The 25,667-nt window shown below is 63.3% G+C and carries 27 protein-coding genes; 14 read left to right on the plus strand and 13 right to left on the minus strand.

The genetic code is table 11. The annotated features are described in order from the left end of the window. The first annotated feature begins 216 nt into the window (after positions 1 to 216). The 3 genes from ACSQ3L_RS08840 (at position 217) to ACSQ3L_RS08850 (ending at position 3,097) form a co-directional block, all read left to right on the plus strand. Entirely contained in the window at positions 217 to 1,194 is a 978-nt protein-coding gene (locus ACSQ3L_RS08840) for an ABC transporter substrate-binding protein (RefSeq protein ID WP_436159584.1), read from the plus strand. A 93-nt stretch (positions 1,195 to 1,287) separates the two neighbouring features. Beyond that, complete coding sequence (locus tag ACSQ3L_RS08845) at positions 1,288 to 2,349, plus strand: ABC transporter permease subunit (protein WP_436159585.1); 1,062 nt, start codon at positions 1,288 to 1,290, stop codon at positions 2,347 to 2,349. Next, the gene (locus ACSQ3L_RS08850) at positions 2,342 to 3,097 is read left to right on the plus strand and encodes an ATP-binding cassette domain-containing protein (protein ID WP_436159586.1); all 756 of its coding nucleotides are present in this window, start codon (positions 2,342 to 2,344) and stop codon (positions 3,095 to 3,097) included. Before ACSQ3L_RS08845 ends, ACSQ3L_RS08850 begins: the two co-directional genes overlap by 8 nt. Positions 3,098 to 3,154: 57 nt before the next feature. On the opposite strand, the gene ACSQ3L_RS08855 is transcribed toward ACSQ3L_RS08850, so the two are convergent. The 6 genes from ACSQ3L_RS08855 to ACSQ3L_RS08880 form a co-directional block, all read right to left on the minus strand. Further along, positions 3,155 to 3,661 carry an L-2-amino-thiazoline-4-carboxylic acid hydrolase gene (locus ACSQ3L_RS08855; protein WP_436159587.1) on the minus strand — a complete coding sequence of 169 codons (507 nt, stop codon included), beginning with the start codon at positions 3,659 to 3,661 and terminating at the stop codon, positions 3,155 to 3,157. After that, positions 3,658 to 4,443 carry an ABC transporter ATP-binding protein gene (locus tag ACSQ3L_RS08860; protein ID WP_436159588.1) on the minus strand — a complete coding sequence of 262 codons (786 nt, stop codon included), beginning with the start codon at positions 4,441 to 4,443 and terminating at the stop codon, positions 3,658 to 3,660. Before ACSQ3L_RS08860 ends, ACSQ3L_RS08855 begins: the two co-directional genes overlap by 4 nt. After that, entirely contained in the window at positions 4,440 to 5,447 is a 1,008-nt protein-coding gene (locus ACSQ3L_RS08865) for an ABC transporter ATP-binding protein (protein ID WP_436159589.1), read from the minus strand. Before ACSQ3L_RS08865 ends, ACSQ3L_RS08860 begins: the two co-directional genes overlap by 4 nt. Continuing rightward, complete coding sequence (locus ACSQ3L_RS08870; RefSeq protein ID WP_436159590.1) at positions 5,444 to 6,274, minus strand: ABC transporter permease; 831 nt, start codon at positions 6,272 to 6,274, stop codon at positions 5,444 to 5,446. The genes ACSQ3L_RS08865 and ACSQ3L_RS08870 overlap by 4 nt, the downstream gene beginning before the upstream one ends. Further along, positions 6,271 to 7,257: an ABC transporter permease gene (locus ACSQ3L_RS08875; protein ID WP_436159591.1), complete on the minus strand. Its 987-nt coding sequence runs from the start codon at positions 7,255 to 7,257 to the stop codon at positions 6,271 to 6,273. Before ACSQ3L_RS08875 ends, ACSQ3L_RS08870 begins: the two co-directional genes overlap by 4 nt. 258 nt (positions 7,258 to 7,515) lie before the next feature. After that, a complete protein-coding gene (locus ACSQ3L_RS08880) occupies positions 7,516 to 9,126 on the minus strand; it encodes an ABC transporter substrate-binding protein (protein ID WP_436159592.1) in 1,611 nt (536 codons plus the stop codon). On the opposite strand from ACSQ3L_RS08880, the gene ACSQ3L_RS08885 reads away from it, so the two are divergent. Next, a complete protein-coding gene (locus tag ACSQ3L_RS08885) occupies positions 9,125 to 9,409 on the plus strand; it encodes a hypothetical protein (protein WP_436159593.1) in 285 nt (94 codons plus the stop codon). The genes ACSQ3L_RS08880 and ACSQ3L_RS08885 overlap by 2 nt on opposite strands. Positions 9,410 to 9,491: 82 nt before the next feature. Next, positions 9,492 to 10,682: a M24 family metallopeptidase gene (locus ACSQ3L_RS08890; RefSeq protein ID WP_436159594.1), complete on the plus strand. Its 1,191-nt coding sequence runs from the start codon at positions 9,492 to 9,494 to the stop codon at positions 10,680 to 10,682. Between the two features lie 197 nt (positions 10,683 to 10,879). Here ACSQ3L_RS08890 and ACSQ3L_RS08895 read toward each other — a convergent pair whose 3' ends face one another. The 3 genes from ACSQ3L_RS08895 to ACSQ3L_RS08905 are packed head-to-tail and all read right to left on the minus strand — an operon-like array spanning position 10,880 to position 13,434. Then, positions 10,880 to 11,296: a cupin domain-containing protein gene (locus ACSQ3L_RS08895; RefSeq protein ID WP_436159595.1), complete on the minus strand. Its 417-nt coding sequence runs from the start codon at positions 11,294 to 11,296 to the stop codon at positions 10,880 to 10,882. A 6-nt stretch (positions 11,297 to 11,302) separates the two neighbouring features. After that, on the minus strand, positions 11,303 to 12,226 hold the full coding sequence (locus ACSQ3L_RS08900; protein ID WP_436159596.1) for a phosphoenolpyruvate hydrolase family protein: 924 nt from the start codon (positions 12,224 to 12,226) through the stop codon (positions 11,303 to 11,305). 11 nt (positions 12,227 to 12,237) lie between these two features. Beyond that, positions 12,238 to 13,434 carry a Tm-1-like ATP-binding domain-containing protein gene (locus ACSQ3L_RS08905; RefSeq protein WP_436159597.1) on the minus strand — a complete coding sequence of 399 codons (1,197 nt, stop codon included), beginning with the start codon at positions 13,432 to 13,434 and terminating at the stop codon, positions 12,238 to 12,240. 111 nt (positions 13,435 to 13,545) lie between these two features. Here ACSQ3L_RS08905 and ACSQ3L_RS08910 point away from each other — a divergent pair, with 111 nt between their 5' ends. From ACSQ3L_RS08910 to ACSQ3L_RS08940, 7 genes are all read left to right on the plus strand, one after another. Further along, positions 13,546 to 14,241: a TetR/AcrR family transcriptional regulator gene (locus tag ACSQ3L_RS08910; RefSeq protein ID WP_436159598.1), complete on the plus strand. Its 696-nt coding sequence runs from the start codon at positions 13,546 to 13,548 to the stop codon at positions 14,239 to 14,241. Positions 14,242 to 14,600: 359 nt separating this feature from the next. Then, positions 14,601 to 15,917, plus strand: coding sequence for an ABC transporter substrate-binding protein (locus ACSQ3L_RS08915; protein WP_292177849.1), 1,317 nt, complete (start codon positions 14,601 to 14,603; stop codon positions 15,915 to 15,917). Between the two features lie 68 nt (positions 15,918 to 15,985). Then, complete coding sequence (locus tag ACSQ3L_RS08920) at positions 15,986 to 16,891, plus strand: carbohydrate ABC transporter permease (RefSeq protein WP_292177847.1); 906 nt, start codon at positions 15,986 to 15,988, stop codon at positions 16,889 to 16,891. 1 nt (position 16,892) lies between these two features. Next, complete coding sequence (locus ACSQ3L_RS08925; protein ID WP_436159599.1) at positions 16,893 to 17,852, plus strand: carbohydrate ABC transporter permease; 960 nt, start codon at positions 16,893 to 16,895, stop codon at positions 17,850 to 17,852. Beyond that, entirely contained in the window at positions 17,849 to 18,070 is a 222-nt protein-coding gene (locus tag ACSQ3L_RS08930; protein WP_352631829.1) for a hypothetical protein, read from the plus strand. The genes ACSQ3L_RS08925 and ACSQ3L_RS08930 overlap by 4 nt, the downstream gene beginning before the upstream one ends. Further along, complete coding sequence (locus ACSQ3L_RS08935) at positions 18,067 to 19,170, plus strand: ABC transporter ATP-binding protein (protein WP_436159600.1); 1,104 nt, start codon at positions 18,067 to 18,069, stop codon at positions 19,168 to 19,170. The genes ACSQ3L_RS08930 and ACSQ3L_RS08935 overlap by 4 nt, the downstream gene beginning before the upstream one ends. A 106-nt stretch (positions 19,171 to 19,276) precedes the next feature. After that, positions 19,277 to 20,362 carry an ABC transporter ATP-binding protein gene (locus ACSQ3L_RS08940; RefSeq protein ID WP_436159601.1) on the plus strand — a complete coding sequence of 362 codons (1,086 nt, stop codon included), beginning with the start codon at positions 19,277 to 19,279 and terminating at the stop codon, positions 20,360 to 20,362. Positions 20,363 to 20,375: 13 nt separating this feature from the next. Here the strand turns inward: ACSQ3L_RS08940 and ACSQ3L_RS08945 are convergent, their stop codons facing one another. Together ACSQ3L_RS08945 and ACSQ3L_RS08950 are read right to left on the minus strand one after the other, a co-directional pair. Then, on the minus strand, positions 20,376 to 20,807 hold the full coding sequence (locus ACSQ3L_RS08945) for a DUF4437 domain-containing protein (RefSeq protein WP_436159602.1): 432 nt from the start codon (positions 20,805 to 20,807) through the stop codon (positions 20,376 to 20,378). Between the two features lie 309 nt (positions 20,808 to 21,116). Next, on the minus strand, positions 21,117 to 22,100 hold the full coding sequence (locus ACSQ3L_RS08950; protein WP_436159603.1) for an AraC family transcriptional regulator: 984 nt from the start codon (positions 22,098 to 22,100) through the stop codon (positions 21,117 to 21,119). Between the two features lie 91 nt (positions 22,101 to 22,191). On the opposite strand from ACSQ3L_RS08950, the gene ACSQ3L_RS08955 reads away from it, so the two are divergent. Beyond that, a complete protein-coding gene (locus tag ACSQ3L_RS08955; RefSeq protein WP_436159604.1) occupies positions 22,192 to 23,406 on the plus strand; it encodes an MFS transporter in 1,215 nt (404 codons plus the stop codon). A gap of 89 nt (positions 23,407 to 23,495) precedes the next feature. Here ACSQ3L_RS08955 and ACSQ3L_RS08960 read toward each other — a convergent pair whose 3' ends face one another. Continuing rightward, positions 23,496 to 23,843 (minus strand): GFA family protein, encoded by a 348-nt coding sequence (locus ACSQ3L_RS08960; protein ID WP_436159605.1) that lies wholly within the window; start codon positions 23,841 to 23,843, stop codon positions 23,496 to 23,498. Between the two features lie 116 nt (positions 23,844 to 23,959). Between ACSQ3L_RS08960 and ACSQ3L_RS08965 the strand changes: the two genes are divergently transcribed. Then, positions 23,960 to 25,255, plus strand: coding sequence for an amidase (locus ACSQ3L_RS08965; protein ID WP_436159606.1), 1,296 nt, complete (start codon positions 23,960 to 23,962; stop codon positions 25,253 to 25,255). A gap of 19 nt (positions 25,256 to 25,274) precedes the next feature. On the opposite strand, the gene ACSQ3L_RS08970 is transcribed toward ACSQ3L_RS08965, so the two are convergent. Beyond that, positions 25,275 to 25,661 (minus strand): hypothetical protein, encoded by a 387-nt coding sequence (locus ACSQ3L_RS08970; RefSeq protein WP_436159607.1) that lies wholly within the window; start codon positions 25,659 to 25,661, stop codon positions 25,275 to 25,277. Positions 25,662 to 25,667 lie beyond the last annotated feature (6 nt).

The following is a 25,667-nucleotide window of genomic DNA, read 5'->3' on the forward strand; positions in this document are numbered from 1 at the left end:
CAGTTGCCGGACCTGGTGGAGGCAGGGAAAGGGGCTGTGGCCAATTGTACCGGTCGATTGACCGGCTGACATATCGATTGGAGGGCGCTTGGGAGGAAAGCTGCCCGCGACAGCAAACAGGCGTTCCCGGCCATCGGCATCTGTCCCTGAACGGATGACGGCCATTCCAATGTCACTTGCAACAGCAGATCTGCCAAACACAATGAGGAGGATGTCATGAAGAAGATTGTTGCCGCGTTCGCGGCTCTTGCAGTCGGCGCGATGGTGCTGACGGTGCCGGCTCAGGCGCAAGACAAGAAATACACCATTGCGCTCATTCCGGGCCTTACGACCGACGGGTTCTATATCACCATGCGCAAGGGCGCCCAGGCGGCTGCCGACGCGCTTGGTGTGACCCTGGTTTTCCAGGGCGCCTCGGACTTCAATCCGGTCACCCAGGTGCCGGTGCTGGACGCGGTCATCGCCAAGAAGCCAGATGCAATCCTGATCGCGCCGACCGACAAGGTTCAGTTGGTCGAGCCGCTGCGCAAGGCCAATGATGCCGGCATCCCGGTCATCACCGTCGACACATTCATCGGCAGCGGCGTCTACCAGACCGGCGCCGGCGACGCCGATTTTCCGCTGGCTTACATCGCCTCGGACAATGTCCTGGGTGGCGAGATCGCCGCACGCGCCTTGGCCACGGCCGTAGGCGACAAGGGCAAGGTCTATGTGTCGAACGTCAAGCCCGGCATCTCGACCACCGACCAGCGCGAAGAGGGCTTCAAGAAGGAGATGGCCAAGCATACAGGTATCACCGTGCTGGAGACCCAGTTCAACGACGACGACGCCAACAAGGCCGCTTCGCAGCTGCAGGCCGTGTTCGCGCGCAATCCCGATCTGGTCGGTGTGTTCGGGGCCAATTTGTTCTCGGCGCTGGGTGCAGCCAATGGCGTGAAGCAGGCCGGGCAGACGGGCACCGTCAAGGTTGTCGCTTTCGATGCCCCGACCAGCATTGTCGACAACATCAACACCGGCTTGGTGGACGTGGCGATCGCCCAGCATCCCGCCGAGATCGGCTATTTCGGCGTCGTCTCGGCCTATGCCCACCTGACCGGCCATTCGATCCCGGTTACCATCGGCACCGGCTTCACAATCATGGACAAGTCCAACATCGCGGACCCGAACATCTCGAAGTATCTCTATTCCGAGTAGGTCCAGATGAACCTGGTTCCTCCCGGTCCGCTGGGAGGAGCCGGCACCAGGTCCTCGAATGGAGACCTGTATGAAGGCAGCCGCGGAGTATTCATGACCTCGACATCATCTGCACAGCCGGCCGACAAGCATGTTGCCCCCCAGGCCGATCACGGCGATCCGGCCCGAAGCCTGATAGCGCGCATCGCGGAAGGGCGCGCCTGGCTGTTCCTCGCCGGCCTGATCGTCTGTTTCGAAATCTGGTCGAGGCTCGCCTTCGGCGCGACTTTCGTGCTCAATCCGTTCAACTTGCAGTCCATCGCGATATTCGCCGTGGCGCCGCTGCTGCTTGCCACCGGACAGACCTTCGTCATCATTTCGGGCGGCATCGACCTGTCGCTCGGCTTCATCATGGGCCTTGCAGCCGTCATCGCCGCGCATGCCACCAACATGGCGGGCGCGGCCATTCCTTTGCCGCTGGCCATGCTGGCGGGCATCCTTGCCTCGGTGATCGTTGCCGGCGTGCCCGGTGTCATCAATGGCCTGCTGATCTCGCGCCTCAGGGTTCCCCCTTTCATCGGCACGCTTGGCATGTTCGGCGTCGCACGCGGCGCCGCCTTCCTGCTTGCTGGAGGCACCACTGTGCCGGTGCAGAATTCCTGGTTTGCGCTGCTTGGCAACGGCAAGTTCCATGGCGTGCCCTATCTGGTGCTGATCACGGCGATCTTCGTTATCGTGATGCACTATTTGCTCAGCCAGACCCGGTTCGGCCAGCACAACTATGCTATCGGCGCCAACGTGCAGGCGGCGCGGCGGGCCGGCATCGACATCAGGGACCACATACTGCGGCTCTATGTGCTGTCGGCAATGTGCGCCGGCCTTGGCGGCGCGCTCTATGCCGCGCGCTTCACAGCGGGTGCGGCGCAAGCCGGCGAGCCCTTGCTGCTTGACAGCGTCGCGGCCGTGGTGATTGGCGGCGCGAGCCTGTTCGGCGGATCCGGCACCATCTTCGGTACAGTCGCCGGGGCGTTGGTGATCGCGGTCATCCAGTACGGGCTGGTGTTCGTCAATGTCGAACCGTTCTGGCAATTCATCGCCGTCGGCGTCGTCATCATCATTTCCGTTCTCATCGACCAGGCGCAGCGCCGGTTCAGTGGAGCCCGTCAGGATGAATAGCACCAACCAGAACGCCCCCCTGCTGGAAGTCCGCAGTCTGTCCAAGCATTTCGGCGCCGTGCGCGCGCTCAGCGATTTCTCCATGGCCGTCCGGCCGGGCGAAGTGGTGGCGCTTGCCGGTGACAACGGCGCCGGCAAGACGACGCTGATCAAGGCCATATCCGGCGTGTTCCAGCCGACAGGCGGTGAAATCCTGCTCAGGGGTCAGCCGGTGACTTTTGCGACGCCGCAGGATGCGCGCGAAAAGGGCATCGAGACGATCTACCAGGATCTCGCTTTGGCCGACAATCTGTCGATCGGCGCCAACATCTTCCTTGGCCGCGAACCGATGCGCAAGGCCTTCGGCTTCCTGCCGGTGCTCGATCGCAAGGCGATGGCGACGGCGGCCAAGCAAACGATGAGTCGGCTGGATTTCCATGTCAGCCGGCTCGAGGCGCCGGTCAGCAATTTCTCCGGCGGCCAGCGCCAGGCCGTCGCTATCGGCCGCGCCGTCTACTGGGATGCGCAGATCCTGATCATGGACGAACCGACCGCCGCACTTGGCGTACCGGAGCAGCGCAAGGTTATCTCGCTCATCCACCAGCTCAAGGCACAAGGGCGTGGGGTGATCTTCATTTCGCACAATCTGCAGGATATTTTCGCTGTCTCGGACCGCATCGTGGTGCTGCGGCGCGGCGTCCAGGCCGGCGAGCGCAAGATCTCCGAGACCAACCATGATGAGGTCGTCAAGCTGATGGTTGGCGGCTAAGAGGCCAGCTTTTCGGCGCAACTTCGAGCCGCGAGCCGACGACGCGCGACCTGGGCCTCAGGCCGCATCCCGGTTGGTCAGCGCGATATGACAGCAGCCGGAGCCGTGGCCCGGTGTCCAGGTGAGGTTGTCGAAACGGACGCCGGTCGCCTCGAACAGGCCGCGGTCGAAGGCGCCGGCAATGCGGCAGAGCGTGGCGAGTTTTTCGTCGCCGAGCCCGGCCTCGACCCAGGCGTCTTTCAGCGGACAGCGCTTCACCTTGAAGGCGATGCGGTCCTCGCTGCGTTCGACATCGGTCGGATACATCAGGCCGCCATCCGGACTGACGGCGAGGAAAGCCTCGCCGATCGCGCGTGCGTCATTGGGGCCGAAACTGGCGAAGGCGGCTGCCGCGACTTCCTTGCCGCGCTGCTCGATGGCGCGGATCATGATGGCTTCGGCCTTTTCGGCGCCCAGCTCTCCGGTCAGTTCGTCGAGGAACACACGGTAGAGATCGGCGCGGTTGCGAAAGGCGGAATCAAGTTCGCGCGACAGCTTTTCGGCTCTGGCTTCGGGGTCGGTCATGTTGGGTCCCGTGCGGTCCGGTTCAATCTCGGTGCCGCCGCCACCAGCGCCTTGCCGATGGCCGATTGCGGCGCGTCGATGACGGCACGGGTATCGCCGCTCTCGGCAACCCGTCCGGCGTCGAGAAGGACGATGCGGTGGGCGACCGACCTGATAACGCCGAGATCGTGTGAAATGAAGAGATAAGCGATCTTTTCCTGGTGTTGCAGGTCGAGCAAAAGGTCGAGGATCTCCCTGCGCACGGAAACGTCGAGCGCCGACACCGCTTCGTCGAGTACGATCAGCGACGGCTTCGTCGCGATGGCGCGGGCAATGGCGACGCGCTGCCGCTGGCCACCGGAGATTTCATGGATGGCGCGCGGGGCAAGCTCGCTGGCCAGTCCAACCCGCTCCAGCAAGGCGGCGATGCGGCGCGGGCGCTCGGAGCGGGAGGCGATGCCATGGATGCGCAAGGGATCGTCGAGCACGCGCGCCACCGTGGCGCGCGGGTTGAAGGCGGCAAGCGGATCCTGGAACACCATTTGCAGCCGCGCTCGGTGCACCCGGAGCGTGGCGCCACTTAAAGCCAGGAAATCGCTGCCTTCGAACTCGATACGTCCGGCGTCCGGTTCGATCAACCGCAGCACCAGCCGTGCGATCGTCGACTTGCCGCTGCCGGAAGGTCCGGCCAATGCCAGCGTTTCGCCTGGGCCGATGTGGAAGGAGATGTCGTCGACAGCGGCAATGCTCTTGCCGCCGCGACGGTAGCGTTTGGTGAGGTTGGACACCGCCAGCAGGCTCATGGGTGGAGCCCGGCTCGGTTCAGCAATGGCTTGGCATCGAGGCCGATATGGGCGTCGAGCAATGCGCGCGTGTAGGGCTGGGCTGGAGCGCCGACAATCTGCGCCGTCGTGCCAAGCTCGACCAACTGGGCATGACGGAAAACGGCGATGCGCTCGGCGAGCTCGGCCGCCAGCGCGATGTCGTGGCTGATGAACAGCAGCGTCATGCCGTCCTCGGTCACCAAGCGTCGGATCAAGGCAACGATCTCAGCCTGCACGATGGTGTCGAGCGCGCTGGTCGCCTCGTCGGCGATCAGCAGCTTCGGACCGGCCGCGATGGCTGCCGCGATCGCCACACGCTGTTTCTGGCCGCCGGAGAGTTGATGTGGGAAGGCGCGCAAGGCCGAGTCCGGGTCCGGCAGGCGGACGCGCTCGAGCAGATGCTTTGCCTTCACATATGCCTGTGACCATGTCAGGCCGAGATGGGTGCGGGCGACTTCGGCGATTTGTTTGCCGATCGTCATGACAGGATCGAGGCTGGCGGAAGGATCCTGGAAGACGAAGCCGATGTCGCGGCCGCCGAGGGGGACGTGGCTGGGTTTGGATTCGAAAGGCCAGCGTTCCGTCACACCCCCCTCTGTCCTGCCGGACATCTCCCCCGCAAGGGGGGAGATCGGCAGCTTCGCCGACGGCTCCCCTTCCGCGACATTGGTGATTGGCGAAGGCAGAGGTGAGAGCGCAATCTCCCCCCTTGCGGGGGAGGTGTCCGGCAGGACAGAGGGGGGTGCCTTGGCACCCAACGTTGGCCGCAAAAACCAATCGATGCGACCATCAACCTTAGCGGAAGCCGGCAACAGCCTGGCAATCGCCAACGCCAGCGTGCTCTTGCCCGAACCGCTTTCGCCAATAATAGCGAGGCGTTCGCCGGCGGCGACGTCGAGGCTAATACTCTTCAGCGCCGCCACTTCGCTGCCGTCGCGGCGGTAGGTCACCGTCAGGTCGCGGATCGAAGCGAGCGTGGTCACGACAGGCCTCTTCTGACGGCCGTCGTCTCGACGATGCCTTCACCGGCGAGATAGACGCCGAGCACGGTCAGCACCAGTGCTATGCCCGGGACGATCGACAGGAAGGGCGCGGTGCGCAAAACCGCGCGGCCTTCAGCGATCATGCCGCCCCAGGTGACCCGGTTGGGATCGCCCAAGCCGAGGAAGGACAAGGCCGCTTCGGTGAGGATCGCGGCGGCGACGATCACCGATGACATCGCCAGTACCGGCGGCAAGGCATTGGGCAGCACCTCGCGAAAGGCGATCGCTAGTGGATGCATGCCGATGACCCTGGCCCCGGCGACGTAGTCGCGCTCTCGGATGGAGAGGACTTCCGCGCGGGCTACTCTGGCAGGTCCGGTCCAAGTGCCGAGCGCGATGGCAATCACGACGATGCCGAGCGACGGCCCGACGACGCTGACGAAGGCGAGCGCCAGCAGGAAGCTCGGTATGGTCTGGAAGGCGTCGGTGATGCGCATTAGCACCTCGTCGACGAGGCCACCGGCAAAGCCGGCCAATGTGCCGATCACCGCGCCGACGACAAGTGCGGCCGCCGCTGCCGACAGCCCAACGGCCAGCGAGGTGCGGGCGCCGTGAAACAGCTCGGCCAGCACGTCGCGGCCAAGCCGGTCGGTGCCGAGCGGCAGCGACCAGTCCTGGAACGGCGGCAGCAGCGCCGACCCGGCAATGGCTTGCGGATCGCCGGGAAACAGCAGCGGCGACGCCAGCGCCATGGCAATCAGTATCGCCAGGAGGATCGCGCCGGCGACCGCCTCGGGCGTGCGCAGAAAGCGGCGGAGCGGGCTCATGCACCGGCCTCGCTAGCGCCGACGCGCGGATCGAGGAAGGCGTAGGCGATGTCGACGAGCAAATTGATGACGATGACCAGCACGGCGCTGGTGAGGATAATGCCGAGCAGAAGCGGCGTATCGCGAGAGGCGACTGCCTCCTGCGCCAGCCGGCCGAGGCCGGGCACGGAAAAAACGCTCTCGATGACGACGCTGCCGCCCAGCATCTGCGCCGATTGCAGGCCGAGCATGGTGACCAGCGGCAGCAGCGCGTTGCGGGCGACGTGGGCGAGCACGATGCGGCGGCGTGAAAGCCCCTTGGCGCGGGCGGCCAGCACGAAATCCAGGCGCCAGACCTCGGCCATGCCGGCGCGCATCATGCGCAGATAGAGCGCCAGATAGATGAAGCCGAGCGCCGCCACCGGCAGGACGAGATGGGTGGCGATGTCGGCAGCGCGGTCAAGGCCGGTCTTGTCCGACGCCAGGGTTTCGATGCCGCCGATCGGCAGCCAGCGCAGGTCGACGGCAAAGACAACGATCAGCACCAGGCCGAGCCAGAAGCCCGGCACGGCATAGAGCGCCAGCGAGCCGATCGACAGGAAGCGATCTCGGAAACTGCCTGGCCGCGCACCGGCATAGATACCGAGCGCCGAGCCGAGCCCGAAGGACAGCGCCGTGGCGCTGACCATCAACAGCAGCGTGTTGGGCAGGCGTTCGAGGATGACGTCGCGGATCGGTCGGGAGAACGTCACCGACTGGCCGAGATCGAGATGCAGCAGCGCCCAGAGATAGTTGGCCAGCCGCGTCAGTTCCGACTGGTCGAGCCCCCAGCGATGGCGCAACAGCTCGATCATGCCGGCGTCGCCGCCGGTCGAGACGATATAGGCGTCGACCGCGTCGCCGGGCGCCGCTTCGAGCAGCAGGAAGGTGCCGACGACGACGATCAGCAGCACGAAGATGCTGCCGACGAGGCGACGGCGGAGGAGGGTGAGGGCACGGGTCATGGCGGCGATGGCGCGAGGCAACTGAAAGAAATGTCGCGCGCGAGCGCCCCCCTCTGTCCTACCGGACATCTCCCCCTCAAGGGGGGAGATCGGATGTCATCGGCGATTTCGCCAATCTTCAATGCTGGACGAAAATATGCCGGCGCCGCAGTCAGCAAATCTCCCCCCTTGAGGGGGAGATGTCCGGCAGGACAGAGGGGGGCCTCGTAGAACTCAACGCCTACGATGATCTCGCGAACCCTCATCCGCATTAGTCTGTCACGATGCCAGATACGTGTCCGCCCAGTTCGACACCGCCCAGCGCGGGTTGTTGGCGATGTTGCCGACCGTGTCGCGGGCGACGCTGATGAAACTCCATTCGGCGACGTTGATCAGCGGCAGGTCGGTGGCCACCTCCTTCTGGAACTCCTTGTAGAGGTCGGTGCGGGCAGCGGTGTCGAGCGTCTCCGATGCCTTGGCGATGAGTGCATCGAGCGCGTCGTTCTTGTAACCGCCCTGGTTGGAGAACGGCACGCCGTCCGGAATGCCGCTCTGCACCAGGATGGTGGTCGAGATCGCCGGGTCGCCGCGGAACACCGGCGGGCCGACCGCGAGGTCGAAGGCATGGTCGGTGTAGACCGCCTTGATGTGCGCGGCCGAGTCGTTGTTGACCAGCTCTGCGTCGATGCCGATGGCGGCGAGCGCCTGGCGCAGATAGTCGCCGAACTGCTTGGTCTCGTTGAAATAGGGCGCCGGCAGCAGTTTCAGCGAGAAGCGCTTGCCGTCGGCGCCTTTCTTGTAGCCGGCATCGTCGAGCAGCGCGTTGGCCTTGGCCACGTCGAACGCGTAGGTCGGCACGTCGGCGGTGTAGAACTGCGGATCGTTCTTCGGCACCGGCCCGGTGGCGGTGGCGGCATAGCCGAGGAACACCGTCTTGACGACGAAATCCTTGTCGATGGCGTGCGCAATCGCCTGGCGAACTTTCACGTCGGCCAGTTCCTTGCGGCGGTGGTTGATCTCGACGACGAGCTGATAGGTCAGCCCTTCGTAACCCTTGGAGATCACCTTCAGGCCCGGTACTTTTGAGATGCGGTCGAGATCGGCCAGCGGCACGGCCGAGAAGGCTGCCAGCTGGATCTCTCCGGCCTCAAGCGCGCTTGCGGCCGACGTGCGGTCCGGCAGCACCTGATAGATGATCTCGTCGAGATAGGGCTCGTCCTTGCCCCAGTAGGCGGTGTTCTTCGTCAGCCGGTAATACTGGCCGGCCTTGTATTCGCCGAATTTGAACGGCCCGGTGCCAATCGGCACATTGTTGGCCGGGTTGTCCTCGATCTTGCCGACCTCGTAGATGTGCTTCGGCACCACGCTGCTCAGCGCCGGCAGCGCATTGCGGATCAGCTGGAACGGCGTCGGCTTGGCGAATTTGAACACGGCGGTGAGATCGTCCGGGGTGTCGACGCTGGCCAGATCCTTGAACACGGTGCGGCCGAGATTTTGCAGCGGCTTCCAGATCTGCAGCGCCGAGAAGGCAACATCGGCCGAGGTGAACGGCTTGCCGTCATGCCATTTGACGCCGTCGCGCAGTTTGAACGTCGCGGAGAGGCCGTCGGCGGCACCTTCCCAGCTCAGCGCTAGCCGTGGAGCGAGCCCGTCCTTGCCGTCGAAGGAGGCTTCGGCCAGCGTTTCGACGATCTTGCTGGAGATGAAGAAGACGCCGTTGGAGGCGACGATCGCCGGATTGAGGTTGCGCGGTTCGGAATCGGCGGCAAGCACCAGACGGCCGCCCTTCTTCGGCGTCTGCGCCCAGCCTGATGCCGGCATTGCGGTGGAGGCCAGCAGCATCGCCGAGCCGGCAAGCATCGTTCGTCTGGAAATCGGGAAACCTGACATGATCCGTCCTCTCCGCGACCCAACTGGTGCGCCATACCCCTCGGACGCCAGCAAGCCTGCCAGCATCCTTGCGGCGGCGATTATGAACCTTGCCGAGGGTTTCGCCAGAGACGGAATTGGCGCATCCTCGCTTGGCTTTGAAATTTTCGTCCGCTGGACCAGTTTGGAGGATGCGACTCAATTCGGCAAATCTGGTAGGACCAGATTGATCGAATATGCGACGAACGACGATACAGTGACATCGAACGGTGCTATTTCGTCTCTTCTGGCTGGACCAGAGTGAGCAAAATGGTGCAGATTTGATCCAGAGCCAAGGGATCGGGAGCAGAACAGCCGGCGATCCCAGGCAATTCAGGGAGAGAAAGATGAACATTGCTCCGGGCAAGAATGCCGTCGGCAATATTCCGTTCGACCAGGCAAGGGTCGACCGGCTGATGGAGGAGGCGGGCATCGATGTGCTGCTCGCGACCTCCAAGCACAACACACAATATCTGCTGGGCGGCTACAAGTTCATCTTCTTCGCCGCCATGGATGCGATCGGCCACAGCCGCTACCTGCCGATCGTCGTTTACGAAAAGGGCGGGCCGGACCATGCCGCCTATATCGGCAACCGCATGGAAGGCGGCGAGCATCAGAACAACCCGTTCTGGACGCCGACGCTGCATGCCGCCTGCTGGGGCACGCTCGACGCCGCCAACCTTGCCGTCGAGCATCTGCGGAAGATCGGCAAGGCGGGTGCGCGCATCGGCATCGAGCCCGGCTTCCTGCCGTCGGATGCCTATATGCTGATCCGGAAGTCACTGCCGGATGCCAGACTGATCGATGCGACCGACATGCTGGAGCGCATGCGCGCCATCAAGACCGATGCCGAGCTGGAGAAGCTGCGCACCGCCTCTGAGCTGATCACCGATTCCATGCTGGCGACTATCCAGTGGGCGCGCGAAGGCACGACCAAGAGCGAGATGATCGAGCAGCTGCGGCGCGAGGAAACCAATCGCGGCATCCATTTCGAATATTGCCTGCTGACGCTGGGCTCCAGCCACAACCGCGCCGCCTCGCCGCAGGCGTGGAAGCGGGGCGAGGTGCTGTCGATCGATTCCGGCGGCAATTATCATGGCTATATCGGCGACCTCTGCCGGATGGGCATTCTCGGCGAACCGGATGCCGAGCTCGAGGATTTGCTGGCCGAGGTCGAGACGGTGCAGCAGGCAGCCTTCTCCAAGGTCAAGGCGGGCACGCTGGGCGGCGACATGATTTCGCATGCCGAGGGCGTGCTGAAGGCCTCGAAAGTGGCGGCCTACACGGATTTCTTCGCTCATGGCATGGGACTGATCACGCATGAGGCGCCGTTCCTGATGACCAACCATCCGGTTACCTATGAGGGCACCTATGCGGCCAAGCCGCTGGAAAAGAACATGGTGCTGTCGGTCGAGACGACCATGCTCCACCCGACGCGAGGGTTCATCAAGCTAGAGGACACGGTTGCCGTGACTGATGCTGGTTATGTGATGTTTGGCGACCGCGGTCGTGGGTGGAATAGGGGTGCTACCGCCTAGCTGGTACTGAAGGGCGCTGCCCCCTCACCCGGATTGCCATTCCGAATTGCGAAGAGCAATTCGGGGCAATCCGACCTCTCCCCGAGGGGAGAGGAGGGAGCCGGCGATGATGCTCGCCTCTTCTCCCCTCGGGAGAAGGTGGCCGCGAAGCGGCCGGATGAGGAGGCCTCCCAGCAAACGCGAGAACGGAGGAAAGATCACTGCCCCGGCGGGATCAGCCTGAAATCCGGAAGCTCGCGCAAAACCAATTCAGGTCCTGCCGGCGAATAGACGACGAAAAGCTGCATAGGCCCGTCACCGGTGTTCAGCGTCGAGTGGAAGCGGCTTTCCGGCACATAGATGGTGCAGCCGGGGCCGACTTTCTCGATCACCGGATTGCCCTTCTCGTCCTCGACCATCTGCTCGCCGTTGCCCGAGATGACGAAGATGATTTCCTCGGCGCCCGGATGGTAGTGGCGCGTGTGGCCCTTGCCAGACGGCAGGTCGACGACGCCGCCGGAAAAGCGGGTCGCGCCATTCACCTCGGGCGCTACCGTCAGCGCCAGTCTGCCCCAGTCGAAGCCGAAGGCGCTGACGTCCTTCGGGTAGACAAACATTTTGCGCTTGTCGGTCATCTCTCATCATCCCTTTTTCTTCGCGGTCTTCTGGCCGTTCTGTCTTTTTTTGGGAGCATCGGATTCTCCCAAAACCGGTTTCCACTTTTGGGTCCGATGCTCCAGCGTGACGGCCTTGAAATCGGCTGTCTGGCGGGCGATCGCGGCTTCCGCGGGCAACCGTTCCATCGAGCTTGCGCCATAGAAGCCGTGCAGGCCCTTGCAGCGGTCGAGGATGTAACGGGCGTCATCCGGCATCGAGATCGGCCCGCCATGGCAAAGCAGGATGACATCCTTGCGCACCGAGCGTGCGGCATTGGCGATGGCGTCGATCTCGACGACGCAGTCGTCGAGCGACTTGGCCGACGTGGCGCCGATCGAGCCGCCTGTCGTCACGCCCATATGGGCGACGACGATGTCGGCGCCGGCTTTTGTCATGGCGCGGGCCTCGTCGGGGTTGAAGACGTAGGGTGTGGTCAAGAGGTCGAGCTTGTGCGCCTCGGCGATCATGTCGACCTCGAGCCCGAAGCCCATGCCGGTTTCCTCGAAGCTCTGTCGCATGCTGCCGTCGAACAGGCCGATGGTCGGGAAATTCTGCACACCGGAAAAGCCCATGGTCTTCAGCTCGGCCAGCAGCAGCGGCATGATGACGAAGGGATCGGTGCCGTTGACACCGGCGAGCACGGGCGTGCGTCTGACCACCGGCAGCACCTCGTAGGCCATCTCCTTGACGATCTCGTTGGCATTGCCATAGGCGAGCAGGCCGGCAGCCGAGCCGCGCCCGGCCATCCGGTAGCGGCCGGAATTGTAGATGATGATAAGGTCGATGCCGCCAGCCTCCTCGGCTTTCGCCGACAGACCGGTGCCGGCGCCGCCGCCGACGATCGGCACGCCCTTGTCGATCATTCCCCTGAATTTCTTCAATATGTCCTTGCGCGGTATGGCGGGCATTTTTGGATCTCTCACTGTCTGGCGATATCGAGGAAGGCTGATGTTGCGGCCTTTGCGAATTCCGGGTCATTGATGTGGAGCGGAAGGCGCGTCACGCGCCGCGTGTCATTCGGCCTGATGGTGCGCTCGATGGCTTCGAAGAGAACAGCGTCGGCCTCCGGATCGAAGAAAGCGCCGCCTTCGATGTCGAGCGCCGAGACGCCCTTTTCCGGGATGAGAAAATGCACCTGCCCTTCGCAGCGGGCGAGCCTGGTGCCGATCCACTCGCCGATTGCACTGCATTCCTGCGCCGTGGTGCGCATCAACGTGACGTTGGGGTTGTGTTCGTAGAACAGCCGACCGCGGAGGTGTTCCGGGATCGTCGACGGCGCCCAGAAGTTGACCATGTCGAGCGCGCCGACCGAACCGACATAGGGCAGCCCGGTACGAGCGATCGCACCGAAACGGTCTTCCGTCGCCGGCAGCACGCCACCGAACAGAAAATCGCAGACTTCGGTCGTGGTGATGTCGATGACGCCGGACAGCAGACCGCTGTCGGCCAGCTTTTCCATGCTGCGGCCGCCGGTGCCGGTGGCGTGGAAGACCATGCAGTCATAGGTCGAGCGAAGTTGGTCGGCGATGGCGGTCACGCAAGGCGTGGTGACGCCGAACATGGTAAGGCCGATCGACGGCCGGCCATCGGGCGGTGGCGCCGGGTTGGCCGCCATGCCTGATATCGCCTGGGCGGCATTGTACAGCACGACACGCGATAGCCGGTTCAGTCCGGCCATGTCGGTCACCGACGGCATCATGACGATGTCGGAAACGTCGACATAGGGCGCGGTGTCGCCGGAGGCGAGCGTCGAAACCATGATCTTGGGCAGGCCGAGCGGCAGCGCGCGCATGCCCGACGTGATGATCGATGTGCCGCCGCCGCCGCCAATGCCGATCATGGCATCGATGTCGTTTCGCGATTGGACGAAGCGGGCGAAGGCGATGCCCATCGCGGCGACAGCGGCGCCGCGATCATTGCCGCCGAGCACGGCGTCGCCGCCCGCGGGGTGATGGACGGCAATTTCCCTCGCGGTGACGTCGACGGCAACGGTGGCATCGCGCGTTCCGACATCGACACGGCAAACAACGGCGCCGGTAGCAGCGATCGCATCGGCCAGGAAGGCGAGTTCCTCGCCCTTGGTGTCTGCGGTACCCACCACATAGATACGCTTCATTGCGTTCCCCAATCCAGACAGGGCGCGATGCCGCGCCTCACCGCTCATTGCCCGGCCGCTCGACGATGCGAAGGTCATTGCAAATTTTTGAGACACGCGTATCGTATTGACATGGATGTCTCACGTCAACAATCCACGGCAAGCGACGATGCCGGGCGGGAAAGCGGTCCGGCGCCTGAGCGTGGACCGCGCGCACGCACGAAACGGCTGATGCTGGAGACGGCGACGCGGCTGATGCAGGCGGGCGCCACGCCGTCGGTCAGCGAGGTCGCGGAGGCAGCACAGGTTTCCCGCGCCACCGCCTATCGTTATTTCCCGAGCCAGGCGGCACTGGTGCAGGCCGTGGTCGACGAGGGGCTGGGGCCAATCCTCACCTGGCAGTCGACCTCCACCGATGCCGAGCGCCGGGTGGCGGACCTCTTCGACACGGCCATGCCGCGCATCGAGGCCTTCGAAGCCACGTTCAAGGCAGCGCTGAAGCTGTCGCTCGACCAGTGGGCGCGGCGCCAGGCGGGCACGCTGGACGGCGAGCCCGCTTTCACGCGCGGTCACCGTATCGACTTGCTGAAAGATGCAATCGCGCCGCTCAAGGCCCATATGCCGCCGCGCGACTTCAAGCGGCTGGCGCAGGCGTTGTCGCTGATCTTCGGCGTCGAGGTGCTGATCGTGCTCAAGGATATCTGGGGGCTGGACAGCCGCCGGACGATGTCGGTCGCGCAATGGGCAGCCGGCGCGCTGGTGCGTGCGGCGGTCGCGGAATCGATCGGCGAAGGAGGCGGCATCGATCCGATCACGACTGCGAAATAGCCCCAATCTGGTTCGACCAGATTTACATGCCGACTACAGATATTAACTGCAGTGCGGGGTGCTGGACAATGCCTACGCGTATCATTGAGTAGGAAAATCTTGGTAAAACAGGCGGATAAAGCCAAAATCCGATAGCAATGGCCAAGTCGAGCTGCCAAGAAAGGGCTTGACGTGCATGCGGAATTGGTAATACCAGATTGGATCAGAAAAGCGGATCGAAAGTGAGGGCTGCGATCCATTTTCCGGCAGGGCGAGGAGGCTCGAAACCGGAAAGGTGCGATCACGGGAGGGACTACCAGGGCCGGCCCCGTTGCCGGTTCGCACGATAAGGTAGAACGCGCACAAGGGAGGAAATCATTATGCGCAAGTTAGTGACCAGCGTACTTGCTGGTATCGGCTTAACGCTTGCCTGCGGAACGTCCGTCTACGCGCAGGAAAAGTCACTCACCATCTTCTGGGCGGAATGGGATCCGGCCAATTACTTGCAGGAACTCGGCAACGAGTACGAGAAGGAAACCGGCGTCAAGATCACGGTGGAAACCACACCGTGGCCCGACTTCCAGACCAAGGCCTTCACCGAGTTCAACGCCCATGGCGATGCCTATGATATGGTCGTCGGCGACTCGCAATGGCTCGGTGCCGGCTCGACCGGTGGCCACTATGTCGACCTGACCGACTTCTTCAACAAGCACAAGGTCGGCGACGTGATGGCGCCGGCGACGGTGAAGTACTACGCCGAATATCCGGGCGGCAGCAGCAAGTACTGGGCCATCCCGCTTGAAGGCGACGCCGTCGGCTGGTCCTATCGCAAGGACTGGTTCGAGGATCCGAAGGAAAAGGAAGCGTTCAAGGCCAAGTATGGCTACGATCTCGACGTGCCGAAGGATTTCAAGGCGCTGCGCGACATCGCCGAGTTCTTCTACCGGCCGGACCAGAAAAAATACGGCATCGCCATCTACACCGACAATTCCTACGACGCGATGGCGATGGGCTTCGAGAACGCGCTGTTCTCCTATGGCGGCGAACTGGGTGATTATTCGACCTACAAGGTCGATGGCTTCATCAACTCCGACAAGGCGGTCGCAGCACTCGACGCCTACAAGGAGCTCTACAAGTTCACGCCTCCGGGCTGGGCCAAGTCGTTCTTCGTCGAAGACAACCAGGCGATCACCGAAGGCCTGGCCGCGATGAGCATGAACTACTTTGCGTTCTTCCCGTCGCTGATCAACGAAGCGTCGAACCCGAACGCCAAGAACACCGGCTTCTTCGCCAATCCTCCCGGCCCGAACGGCGACCAGTTCGCCGCGCTCGGTGGGCAAGGCATCTCGATCGTGTCCTACTCGCAGAAGCAGGAAGAGGCGACGAAGTTCCTTGAATGGTTCATCAAGGACGAGACCCAGAAGAAGTGGGCAGCGCTTGGCGGCTACACCTGCAGTGCCGCCGTGCTCAAGTCGCCTGAATTCCAGAACGCCACGCCCTACAACAAGGCCTTCTATGAGACCATGTTCAAGGTGAAGGATTTCTGGGCGGTGCCGGAATATGCCGAACTGCTGCAGCAGCTCAACCAGCGCGTCTATCCCTACATGATCGGCGGCGAAGGCACCGCCAAGGAAACGCTGGACGCACTGGCTGCCGACTGGAACGCGACTTTCAAGAAGTACGGCCGCGGTCAGTAACAATCATAGCGCACGGAGGGGGCGTTGGTGCCTCCTCCGTTTCTTTTTCTGCAAACGGGAGCAGGGTCTTGGCGACCACGATGATCACCACACTGGACAGGTCTTCAAGAGCGGCCGCACGCGGCCTCAGCGACATTTCGATCCGCAACCTCTTCATCATCCCGACGGTCCTGTTCCTGATCGTCTTCAACATCTTTCCGCTGATCTACTCGCTCGGCTATTCCTTCACCGACTTTCGCGCGTCTACCAATGCGCCGGCGAATTTCGTCGGGCTGCAGAACTATCGCGATCTGCTCAACGATCCCTATGTCTGGTCCAACTTCGCCATCACCGCGAAGTACGTCATCATCTCGGTCGCTGGGCAGCTGTTCGTCGGCTTCGGCGTGGCGATGCTGCTCAATCGCGACATCCCGCTGAAGGGGCTGCTGACGACGCTGCTGCTTTTGCCGATGATGCTGTCGATGGCCGTCGTTGGCCTGTTCTGGAAGCTGCTCTACGACCCTTCGTTCGGCATCATCAATTATGCGCTCGGCCTCGGCACCTTCGAATGGCTGTCGGACCCGAAGATGGCGCTTTATGCCGTCGCGCTGACCGATATCTGGATGTGGTCGCCCTTCGTCATGCTGTTGTCGCTGGCCGGCCTGTCGGCGGTGCCGAAGCATCTCTACGAAGCCGCCGCGATCGATCGCGCCGGACCGTTCTACACCTTCTTTCGCATCACGCTGCCGCTGGTCGCGCCGATCCTGATGATCGCTGTCATCTTCCGCACCATGGAGGCGTTCAAGACCTTCGATCTCGCCTACATCCTGACCAGTCAGCCGACGGCCGAACTGATTTCGATCCGGCTTTACAAGATGGCATTCCAGGAATGGCAGACCGGGCGCTCCTGCGCACTCGCCTACATCGTGCTGATCATGGTGCTGGCGATCACCAACATCTATGTCAAATACCTCAACAAGGTGAAGGAGCGCTGAGATGGCTGCCGTCCGCACTTCTTCCGAAATCGGCTTCAACCGTGTCGCCATCGTCGCCGTCCTGTTGGTGACGATCATCTTCCTGGCGCCGATCTACTGGATCGCCTCGACGGCGTTCAAGCCGCGTAACCTCGCCACCACCATCCCGCCGACGGTCGTCTTCCAGCCGGAAATATCGCCCTTCGTCAAGCTGTTCGCCAAGCGCTCACAGATGCGCAACCCGGCGTCGCCGGAAGAGTATGCGGCCGCCCCGTGGTGGGAGCGCGTCGTCTTCGACGGTGGCGAAAAGATTGTGCGCGACGGCAAGGGCCAGGTGCAGTGGTCGGGATATCCAAGCCGCTTCCTGAACTCGTTGATCGTGGCCATAACCTCGACGGTGCTGGCGGTCGGCATGGGCACGTTCACCGCCTACGGCTTCTCGCGCTTCAAGGTGAAAGGGGAGGCGGACCTGCTCTTCTTCATCCTGTCGACGCGCATGCTGCCGCCGGTGGTCGTCGCCATCCCAATGTTCCTGATGTACCGGGCGGTCGGGCTCAACGATACCCATGTCGGCCTGATCATCCTCTACACCGCCTTCAACCTGTCCTTCTCGGTCTGGCTGATGAAAGGCTTCATGGACGAGATCCCGAAGGAATATGAAGAGGCAGCCCTCGTCGATGGCTACACGCGCATGGAGGCATTCTTCAAGATCGTGCTGCCCGAGGCCGCAACCGGCATCGCCGCCACCGCCGTCTTCTGCTTCATCACGGCATGGAACGAATATGCCTTCGCGCTGATCATGACCAGCCGCCGTGCCCAGACAGCACCGCCCTTCATCCCCAGCCAGGTCGGCTCTGGCCTGCCGGACTGGTCGGTGATCGCGGCTGGAACCTTCCTGTTCCTGCTCCCCGTCGCCATCTTCACCTTCCTGCTCCGTAACCATCTGTTGCGCGGCATGTCCTTCGGAGCGATCCGCAAATGAGTTTTCGCGCCATCAATCAGAAATATCTGGAGCCCGGCAGCCAGGTGCTGATGGTGCTCGGCATCATCGCTCTGTGCCAACCCTGGAACATGCTGTTGCACACCTATGGCCTGACCATCATCCTGATCGGGCTGATCGGCTTCAACGTCACGTCGAAGATCGCGCCGGAAGAAGAGGCCGGCACCGGCCAGGTGCGAAATCCGGGAGCGCAGCATTGACCCAGATCGAACTTCGCGGCGTCCAGAAATTCTTCGGTGCCGTCCAGGTCATCAAGGACCTCAACCTGAAGATCAACGACAACGAGTTCATCGTTCTGCTCGGCCAGTCGGGCTGCGGCAAGACGACGACCTTGCGTGCCGTCGCCGGACTGGAAACGATCGACGAGGGCGACATCCTCATCGACGGCAAACCGATCCAGCATCTGAAAGCCGCCGACCGCGACATCGCCATGGTCTTCCAGTCGTTCTCGCTCTATCCGCATATGAGCGTCTACGAGAACATCGCCTTCCCCTTGCGTGCCACACGCAAGAGCAAGGCCGAGATCGACTCGGAAGTGCGTTCGGTCGCCAAGACGCTGCAGATCTTGGATCTGCTCGACAAGAAGCCGTCGGCGCTTTCGGGCGGAGACATGCAGCGCGTGGCCATCGGCCGGGCTCTGGTGCGACGGCCGAAGGCTATGCTGATGGACGAACCGATCGGCGCGCTCGACGCCAAGCTGCGCGAGGAGATGCGGGCCGAGATCAAGCGGCTTCACATCAAGCAGGGCTCGACCACCATCTATGTCACGCACGACCAGATCGAGGCGATGAGCCTCGCCGACCGCATCGTCATCATGCATGAAGGCGTGCTGCAGCAGGTCGGTTCGCCCGACGAGGTCTATTCGCGTCCGGCAAACCTGTTCGTGGCGCAATTCGTCGGCAGCCCGGTGATGAATGTCGCCGACGCGGCGGTCGCCGAGACGGCTTCCTCGGTCTCGGTGACCGTCGGCGGGGCTGCTGCCGGCTTCGAGTTCCCGCGGGCGCTGCTGTCGAAGCTCAACGGCCATGCCAGCGGCCAGCTGGCACTTGGCATCCGGCCGGAAGGCGTCCTCATCCGCCATGACGCGGCCGCCGGGTTCCTGCCGGTCGAGACGCAGATCGTCGAGCCGCTCGGCTCCTTCGATATCGTCGACCTCAAGGTCGGCTCCAAGATGCTGCGCGCACGCACCAAGAGCGGCTTCGTCGGCGGCCCCGGCGAGAAAGTTTTCGCCCGGATCGATCCGGCCCAGGCGCATTTCTTCGATACGGCAAGCGGCAAGTCGCTGGACGTGAGGTTGTGATGGCCGAAGGACACGAAAGGCCAACGATTTGGCCTTTCGAACAATCGAACGCCCGGAGCCATAGCGGAGGGCAGACGCCCTCGAAAAAGAAATCGAGACGGTAGACATGGCCCATATCCAGCTCAAGAACATTTCGAAGACCTTCGGCAACCACACTGCGCTTACCGGACTCGATCTCGACATCGCCGATGGAGAGTTTTTCGTGCTGCTGGGCGAAACGGGCGCCGGCAAGACAACGACGCTGAGGCTGATCGCGGGGCTGGAAAAGCCTAGCGAAGGCCAGGTCTTCATCGACGGCGTCGACGTCGCCGACTGGGGGGCGGCCGAGCGCGACGTGGCGCTGGTGCTGCAGCAATACTCGCTCTATCCGCGCTATACGGTGCGCGAAAACCTCGAATTCCCGCTGAAGCCGAAGATCCGCCGGCTGCCCGACGCCGAGATCAAGGATCGCGTCGACCGCGCCGCCCGCACGCTGCGGATCGAGCATCTGCTCGACCGCAAGACCGACCGGCTGTCAGGCGGCGAGATGCAGCGCGTGTCGATCGGCCGCGCCATCGTGCGCAAGCCGCGCGTGTTCCTGATGGACGAGCCGCTGTCGGCGCTTGATGCGAAATTGCGCGAGGCGCTGCGCACGGAACTCAAGAATCTGCAAATGCAGCTCGGCGCCACCTTCCTGTTCGTCACCCACGACCAGATCGAGGCGATGTCGATGGGCGACAAGGTCGGCGTGCTCAACCATGGCCGTATCGTCCAGACGGGCACACCGCACGAGATCTACAACAATCCGCGCGACACCTATGTGGCGAGCTTCGTCGGTTCACCGCCGATGAACCTCATCGACGGCAAGCTTGTGAACGGCCGCGCGGTGATGGCGCCGTTGAACTTCGAACTGCCTTTTTCGGGGGGTGCCAAGGCGAGCGCGGCGACCGATGGTCGCCCGCTCGTCTTCGGCGTTCGTCCCGAGGACGTCTATCTCGAGAGCGGTGCGCCGGTCGAGGCGCGTGTCCACGATGTCGAGAACCATGGCGTCGAAAAGATCCTGACGCTGCGCATCGGCGATACGACGCTGCGCGCCACCGTGCCGGCCAGGACCGATGTCGCCATCGAGCAGGCAGTGCGCTTCGCCTGGAACCCGGACAAGGTGGTGCTGTTCGACAAGGGCAGCGGCGTCAGCTTGCGACACGCGTCATAGGCCGCATCCCGGCCTATTTCTGGAAGTAGGTTTCGTAAGGCGTGTCGTTGATCAGCAGGATCACGCATTCCGTGTCGGAGACGCAGGCGTCGTCATGCATCTCATTGGCCTTCTGGGTCCAGTAGGATCCCGGAGGCAGCTCGACCTTGGTCGCCTCGCCGCCATCCATCTGCCAATGCGCCCACAGCCCCTTTATGACCACAGCGCGATAATCCGCGGTGTGCGCATGGACCGGCGCGCGCCAGTTGCCGGGAACCTTCAGCAACGTGCCTGCCGGACCCTTGGCCCGTGCGCCCCACAACGGGCCAAGGCGATGCGACTGATCGGGTACTTCCGCGACATAGGGAACCTTGTCGGCCGGCAGATAGCTGTCCTCTAGGGCAAAGGCACGCCCGGGAGCCACAAGCATGGCGGCGAATGCGATGACCTTCAGATGATTTGGCATTGGTTCTCCTCTTCGAGCCGGTTTACCGCCGGCCTCCTACTGGCTTGGCTCTGCAGAACCACGAACTCGGGTTAACGGGTTCCCTAGGAGCCTTCGCCGGCGCGTTGGCTGACGGAGCATCAAACGAAAAACCCGCCTGTGCGGCGGGTCACTGGCGCAAATCAGCACCATAGCCAAATATGTAGCATAGCTGCCCTCACCGAGTCAAGAAAAAATTCCTATCGGCATGAAGCGCGACCGGTACAAAAGCTGCCAACACCGCCGAACTGGGCTGCTGCCTTTGTTAACCTGAGTTCCGAGCCCTGTGCGTCAGCTGGCCTGGCGGATACCAGCCTGTTCCTCTGCGCGAAGGTGGCTGGGCGCCGAGCCGATGACGCGCTTGAAGGCGCGGCTGAAGGCGGCATCCGATTCATAGCCGAGACGCGCGGCAACGACCGAGATCTTCATCCGGTCGCGAACCAGCCATTGTCGCGCCTGATGCATCCTGACCTGGGTGACATATCTTGCCGGTGTTTCGCCGACGATGGTGGCGAAACGCTCGGCAAATCCCGATCGCGAAGTGCCCATCATCCTGGCCAGCGATTCGACCGTCCAGTCGTGGTTCGGTTCGAGATGGATGGCGGCCAGGACGCGGCCGATTTCCCGGTCCCTGACGGCTGCGATCCAGCCGGACGCGTCGCCGCAGCCGCGTTCTACCCATGAGCGGATGACGGTGGCGGCCAGCACGTCGGCCAGCCGCGCGAGGATGCCGCCGGAGCCGACGCGCTCCATCGTCACTTCACGCGCCATCGCTTCCAGCAGGTGCGGAATGCCCGGTTCGTAGGCTTCGAGTTCGTGGCTGCGCATGACATCCGGCATCATGCCGAGCAGGGGGTGCAAGCCATCGATGTTGAAGTACATGCTGGCGCAGAACAACAGGGTTCCCGGCCGGCAGCATTCCGACATGCCTTCGTTCGACATGCAGTAGACGTCCTTGCAGACCTCCTCGACTTCGTAGCCGTGGATCGGCCAGACCTGCGCGCCGGGTTCGCTGGCCAGCACATGGGCCGCACCGCGCGGCAGCAGGATGGCATCGCCTGCGTTGAGTTCCACCCATTCGCCGGATGGCTGCTTCAGCCAGCAGCCTCTGCGACCGATGAAATGAAACCGCGCCGCCGGCTGGGCCGGGAACTGGATACCCCAGGGCTCCTTCAGTTCGAAGCGGCCATATTCGACGCCATCGAGCCGCAAGCCGCGCAAAATGTCGGTGAGCGGGTCGCCGGTGATTGGAATTTTGGACGAATGGTCAAGCATGATGGGGTTTCTAGCATGGAAACTCCAGGCGGTCACTCCCTATGTTGCATTGCAGCCAAATGCTGCGCTGCAACCGAATCGGAGACTGACCATGGCCGAACCCGCGACAGGCGTCATCGACGCCACTGTTCTGAACCCCGCGGATTCCGATGAACGAACCGAGCCGGCCTGGGGTGCTGTCGTCTCGCTGGCGCTTGGCGTTTTTGGGCTCGTCACCGCGGAATTCCTGCCCGCCAGCTTGCTGACGCCGATGGCGCGCGATCTCGGCGTCAGCGAGGGCGTGGCCGGACAGGCTGTGACGGCAACCGCGATCGTTGGCGCCATCGCCGCACCCACCATGGCCATCATCACAAGGCGTATGGATCGCAGGCTGGTGATGTGGATGCTGACGGTGTTCCTGATCCTGTCCAACCTTCTGGCCACCTTCGCCTCATCGCTGCCCGTGCTTCTGCTTGCCCGTGTCGTGCTCGGCGTAGCACTTGGCGGCTTCTGGGCGATGTCGGCGGCGATGGCGCTGCGGCTGGTGCCGATGCGGCTGATGCCGCGCGCCATGTCGATCATCCTCACCGGCGTTTCGCTGGCGACGGTCTGCGCGGCGCCGGTCGGCGCCTATGTCGGCGACATCTGGGGCTGGCGCACGGCCTTCATGATCGCCACTGTGGTTGCCGCCCTGGCACTGCTGGTGCAACTGGCCACTATTCCGAAATTGCCGCCCGTGGGTGTGGCGAGCTTCCGCACCTTGCTCGACGTGCTGGAGCGTCCGTCGATCAGGATGGCACTGCTGGTCGTGCTGCTGGTCGCTTCGGGACACTTTGCCGGCTTCACCTATGTCCGCCCCTTCCTGGAGAAGGTCCCCGTGCTCGACATCGAGACGATCTCGCTGGTGTTGCTGGCCTATGGCATAGGCGGCTTCTTCGGCAATGTCGCCGGCGGCATCCTGGCTGAACGCAGCCTTAAGGCGGCCGTTGCGCTGGCGCCCCTGCTGATTGCGCTGGCCGCCGCCTCGATGCTGGTTTTCGGCGCTTCGCCGATGGTCGCCGCCACTGCCGTTGCGGTCTGGGGCTTTGCCTTCGGCGCGGTTCCGGTCGGGCTGCAGGGCTGGCTGGTGCGGGCAGCACCCGATCAGGCCGAGAGCGCCGGCGGCTTGATGGTGGCGACGTTCCAGGTGGCGATTGCGCTCGGTGCCGTCTTTGGCGGCCTGCTGGTCGACCATGCCGGCGTGGCCAGCGCCTTTGCCTATTGCGGCGCGGCGACACTGCTGGCGGCCATCGTCGTGTTCCTGCGCGGCCCGAAGCGCGCCGAGTAGTCTGCCCGACACCATCGCCAACTTCGACAGCGGCCCGAAAATCATTTCGATTTTCGGGCCGCTATCGCCCTGATGACTGATACGCAGGATCAGGCCGAGCGTCCGTCGAAGTCGGAGATCGACAGGGTCGAGGGATCGAGATCGGCGACGCAGTTGATGTTGACATAGGCGCTGCGTTCACCGCCTTCACGGACGTCCTCGGCGAAGGGGTGGATGCCGCAACCGCGGCAGAAGCGATGGGCGGTAGCATGGTTGCCGAATGTGTAGGTGCCCAAGTCATCACCCCAGGCCAAGACCGTCAGGCTCTCATGCGGGATGGCGCACAACAAGGCGCCTTTGCGCGAGCAGATCGAGCAATTGCATCGCACAGCACCGGTCAACTCAGCTTCAAATTCGAGCGTGATCTTGCCGCAGTGGCAGCTGCCTTTGTAGAGCATCGGATTTTCCTCGTATTCGACAGGGTGCAAAACCGCCTGCGCCGGGTTATGTCTCGGCAAGCCATGCACTGGCCGTTACCCAAGGACGTTCAAGGCGTCCGGAGTCCGACACCGAAATGCAATCAGTCCGCGATCATTTGGAAGCCATCCTCGCGCGCCTCGCCGCTCGTGCCGGCGAAGAACGCGTGTTTACGAAGCTCTATGCCGAAGCCGCACGGGCTGCGGCCGATGCCAGCGATGCGCGCAAGCGCGCGGGCGTAACACTCGGGCTGCTCGACGGCACCATCGTCTCGGTCAAGGATCTGTTCGATGTCGCCGGCGAGCCAACCACGGCCGGCTCGCTGATGCTCAAGACCGCCGCGCCTGCCTTGCGCGATGCCGTGATCGTCAGCCGGCTGCGGCAGGCGGGCGCGGTCATCGTCGGCAAGACCAACATGACCGAATTCGCCTTCACCGCGATCGGTGACAACCAGCACTATGGCACGCCCGGCAATGCCGTGGACGCCGGTCGCATTCCGGGAGGTTCCTCCTCTGGTGCCGGCGTTTCGGTCGGCGAGGGGACGAGCGAAATATCCATCGGTTCCGATACTGGCGGTTCGGTGCGCATACCGGCATCGCTCAACGGCGTCGTCGGCTTCAAGCCGACGGCGCGGCGCGTGCCGCTCGCTGGGGCGTTCCCACTGTCCGCCACGCTGGACTCGATCGGGCCGCTTGCCCGAACCGTCGCCCAGTGTGCCGATGCCGACGTTGTGATGGCCGGCGAGGTGCCGACCGCGCTGGCGCCGATTGCCCTTGCAGGGCTTCGCCTGGGCATTCCGCACGGCGTCCTTTTCGAAGAGACGGAGGGCGAGGTGGCGACTGCGTTCGACCGCTGCCTTGGCAAGATCGAGCAGGCGGGCGCATGGGTCGCGGACCAGTCGATCGACGACCTGCTTGGCGACATGCGCACGGCGACCAAGCGTGGCTCGATCGCTGCGATGGAAGGGGCAGAAATCCATGCGGACTGGTTGGCAACAGGGGCATCTGCGCCGGTCGACCCGCATGTTACCGGACCCCTATCGCGGGCAGCCATGCTGCCGACGCCGGTCTACATCAGGGCGATGCGCCGTCGTGCAGCACTTGCGGCCGCCATGGATGAACGCCTGGCATCGGTCGATGTGCTGGTTCTGCCGACCACACCGGTAACGGCGCCGACCATCGTTTCGATGACCAGGGATGCCGACCTGCGCGACCGCACCGAAGGCCTGCTGCTGCGCAACACGCAGGTCGCCAACCAGTTCGATCTCTGCGCGATCTCGCTGCCGATGCCGGGCACGGTCCTGCCTGCCGGATTGATGCTGGTGGCGCGCAACGGGCATGACCGGCGTCTGCTGCGGATTGCCGCTGAAATAGAATCGCTGCTCGGCGCGTGACCTAGGTTGGACTGGAGTATCAGCGCGACGAACAGTGCTTGCGTTCGCTGTCCTTGGCGGTGCGTACGATGCGGGTGGCGACCAGCCAGGGAAGATCGTACTCCTTGCCGGTGATTGTCTGGGTGCGGTGCTTGATCGAGCCTCTGACGACGATCTTTCCGGCATAGAGCGCGTCGGAAAGATCCGTTATCGCCTTGTCGGCCTGCGGCAATCCGCTGGGGTCGATCGACACGCCCTTGATGATCGTTCCGGTGGCAAGATCGAGCACGCTGTTCGACGGGCACGGCGCCTTGAAGCAGCGCAGCCCGTTGTCGCAATAGACATAGCTGCTTTCAGCCGCAGCCAGCGACGAAGAGGCGCAGATCGAAGAAGCAACAACCAGAGATGCAAAGCGAAGCGTGAACATGGGTTC

Origin of the sequence: Mesorhizobium sp. LjRoot246 (genome assembly GCF_964254115.1) — a bacterium.
Lineage (GTDB): Bacteria > Pseudomonadota > Alphaproteobacteria > Rhizobiales > Rhizobiaceae > Mesorhizobium.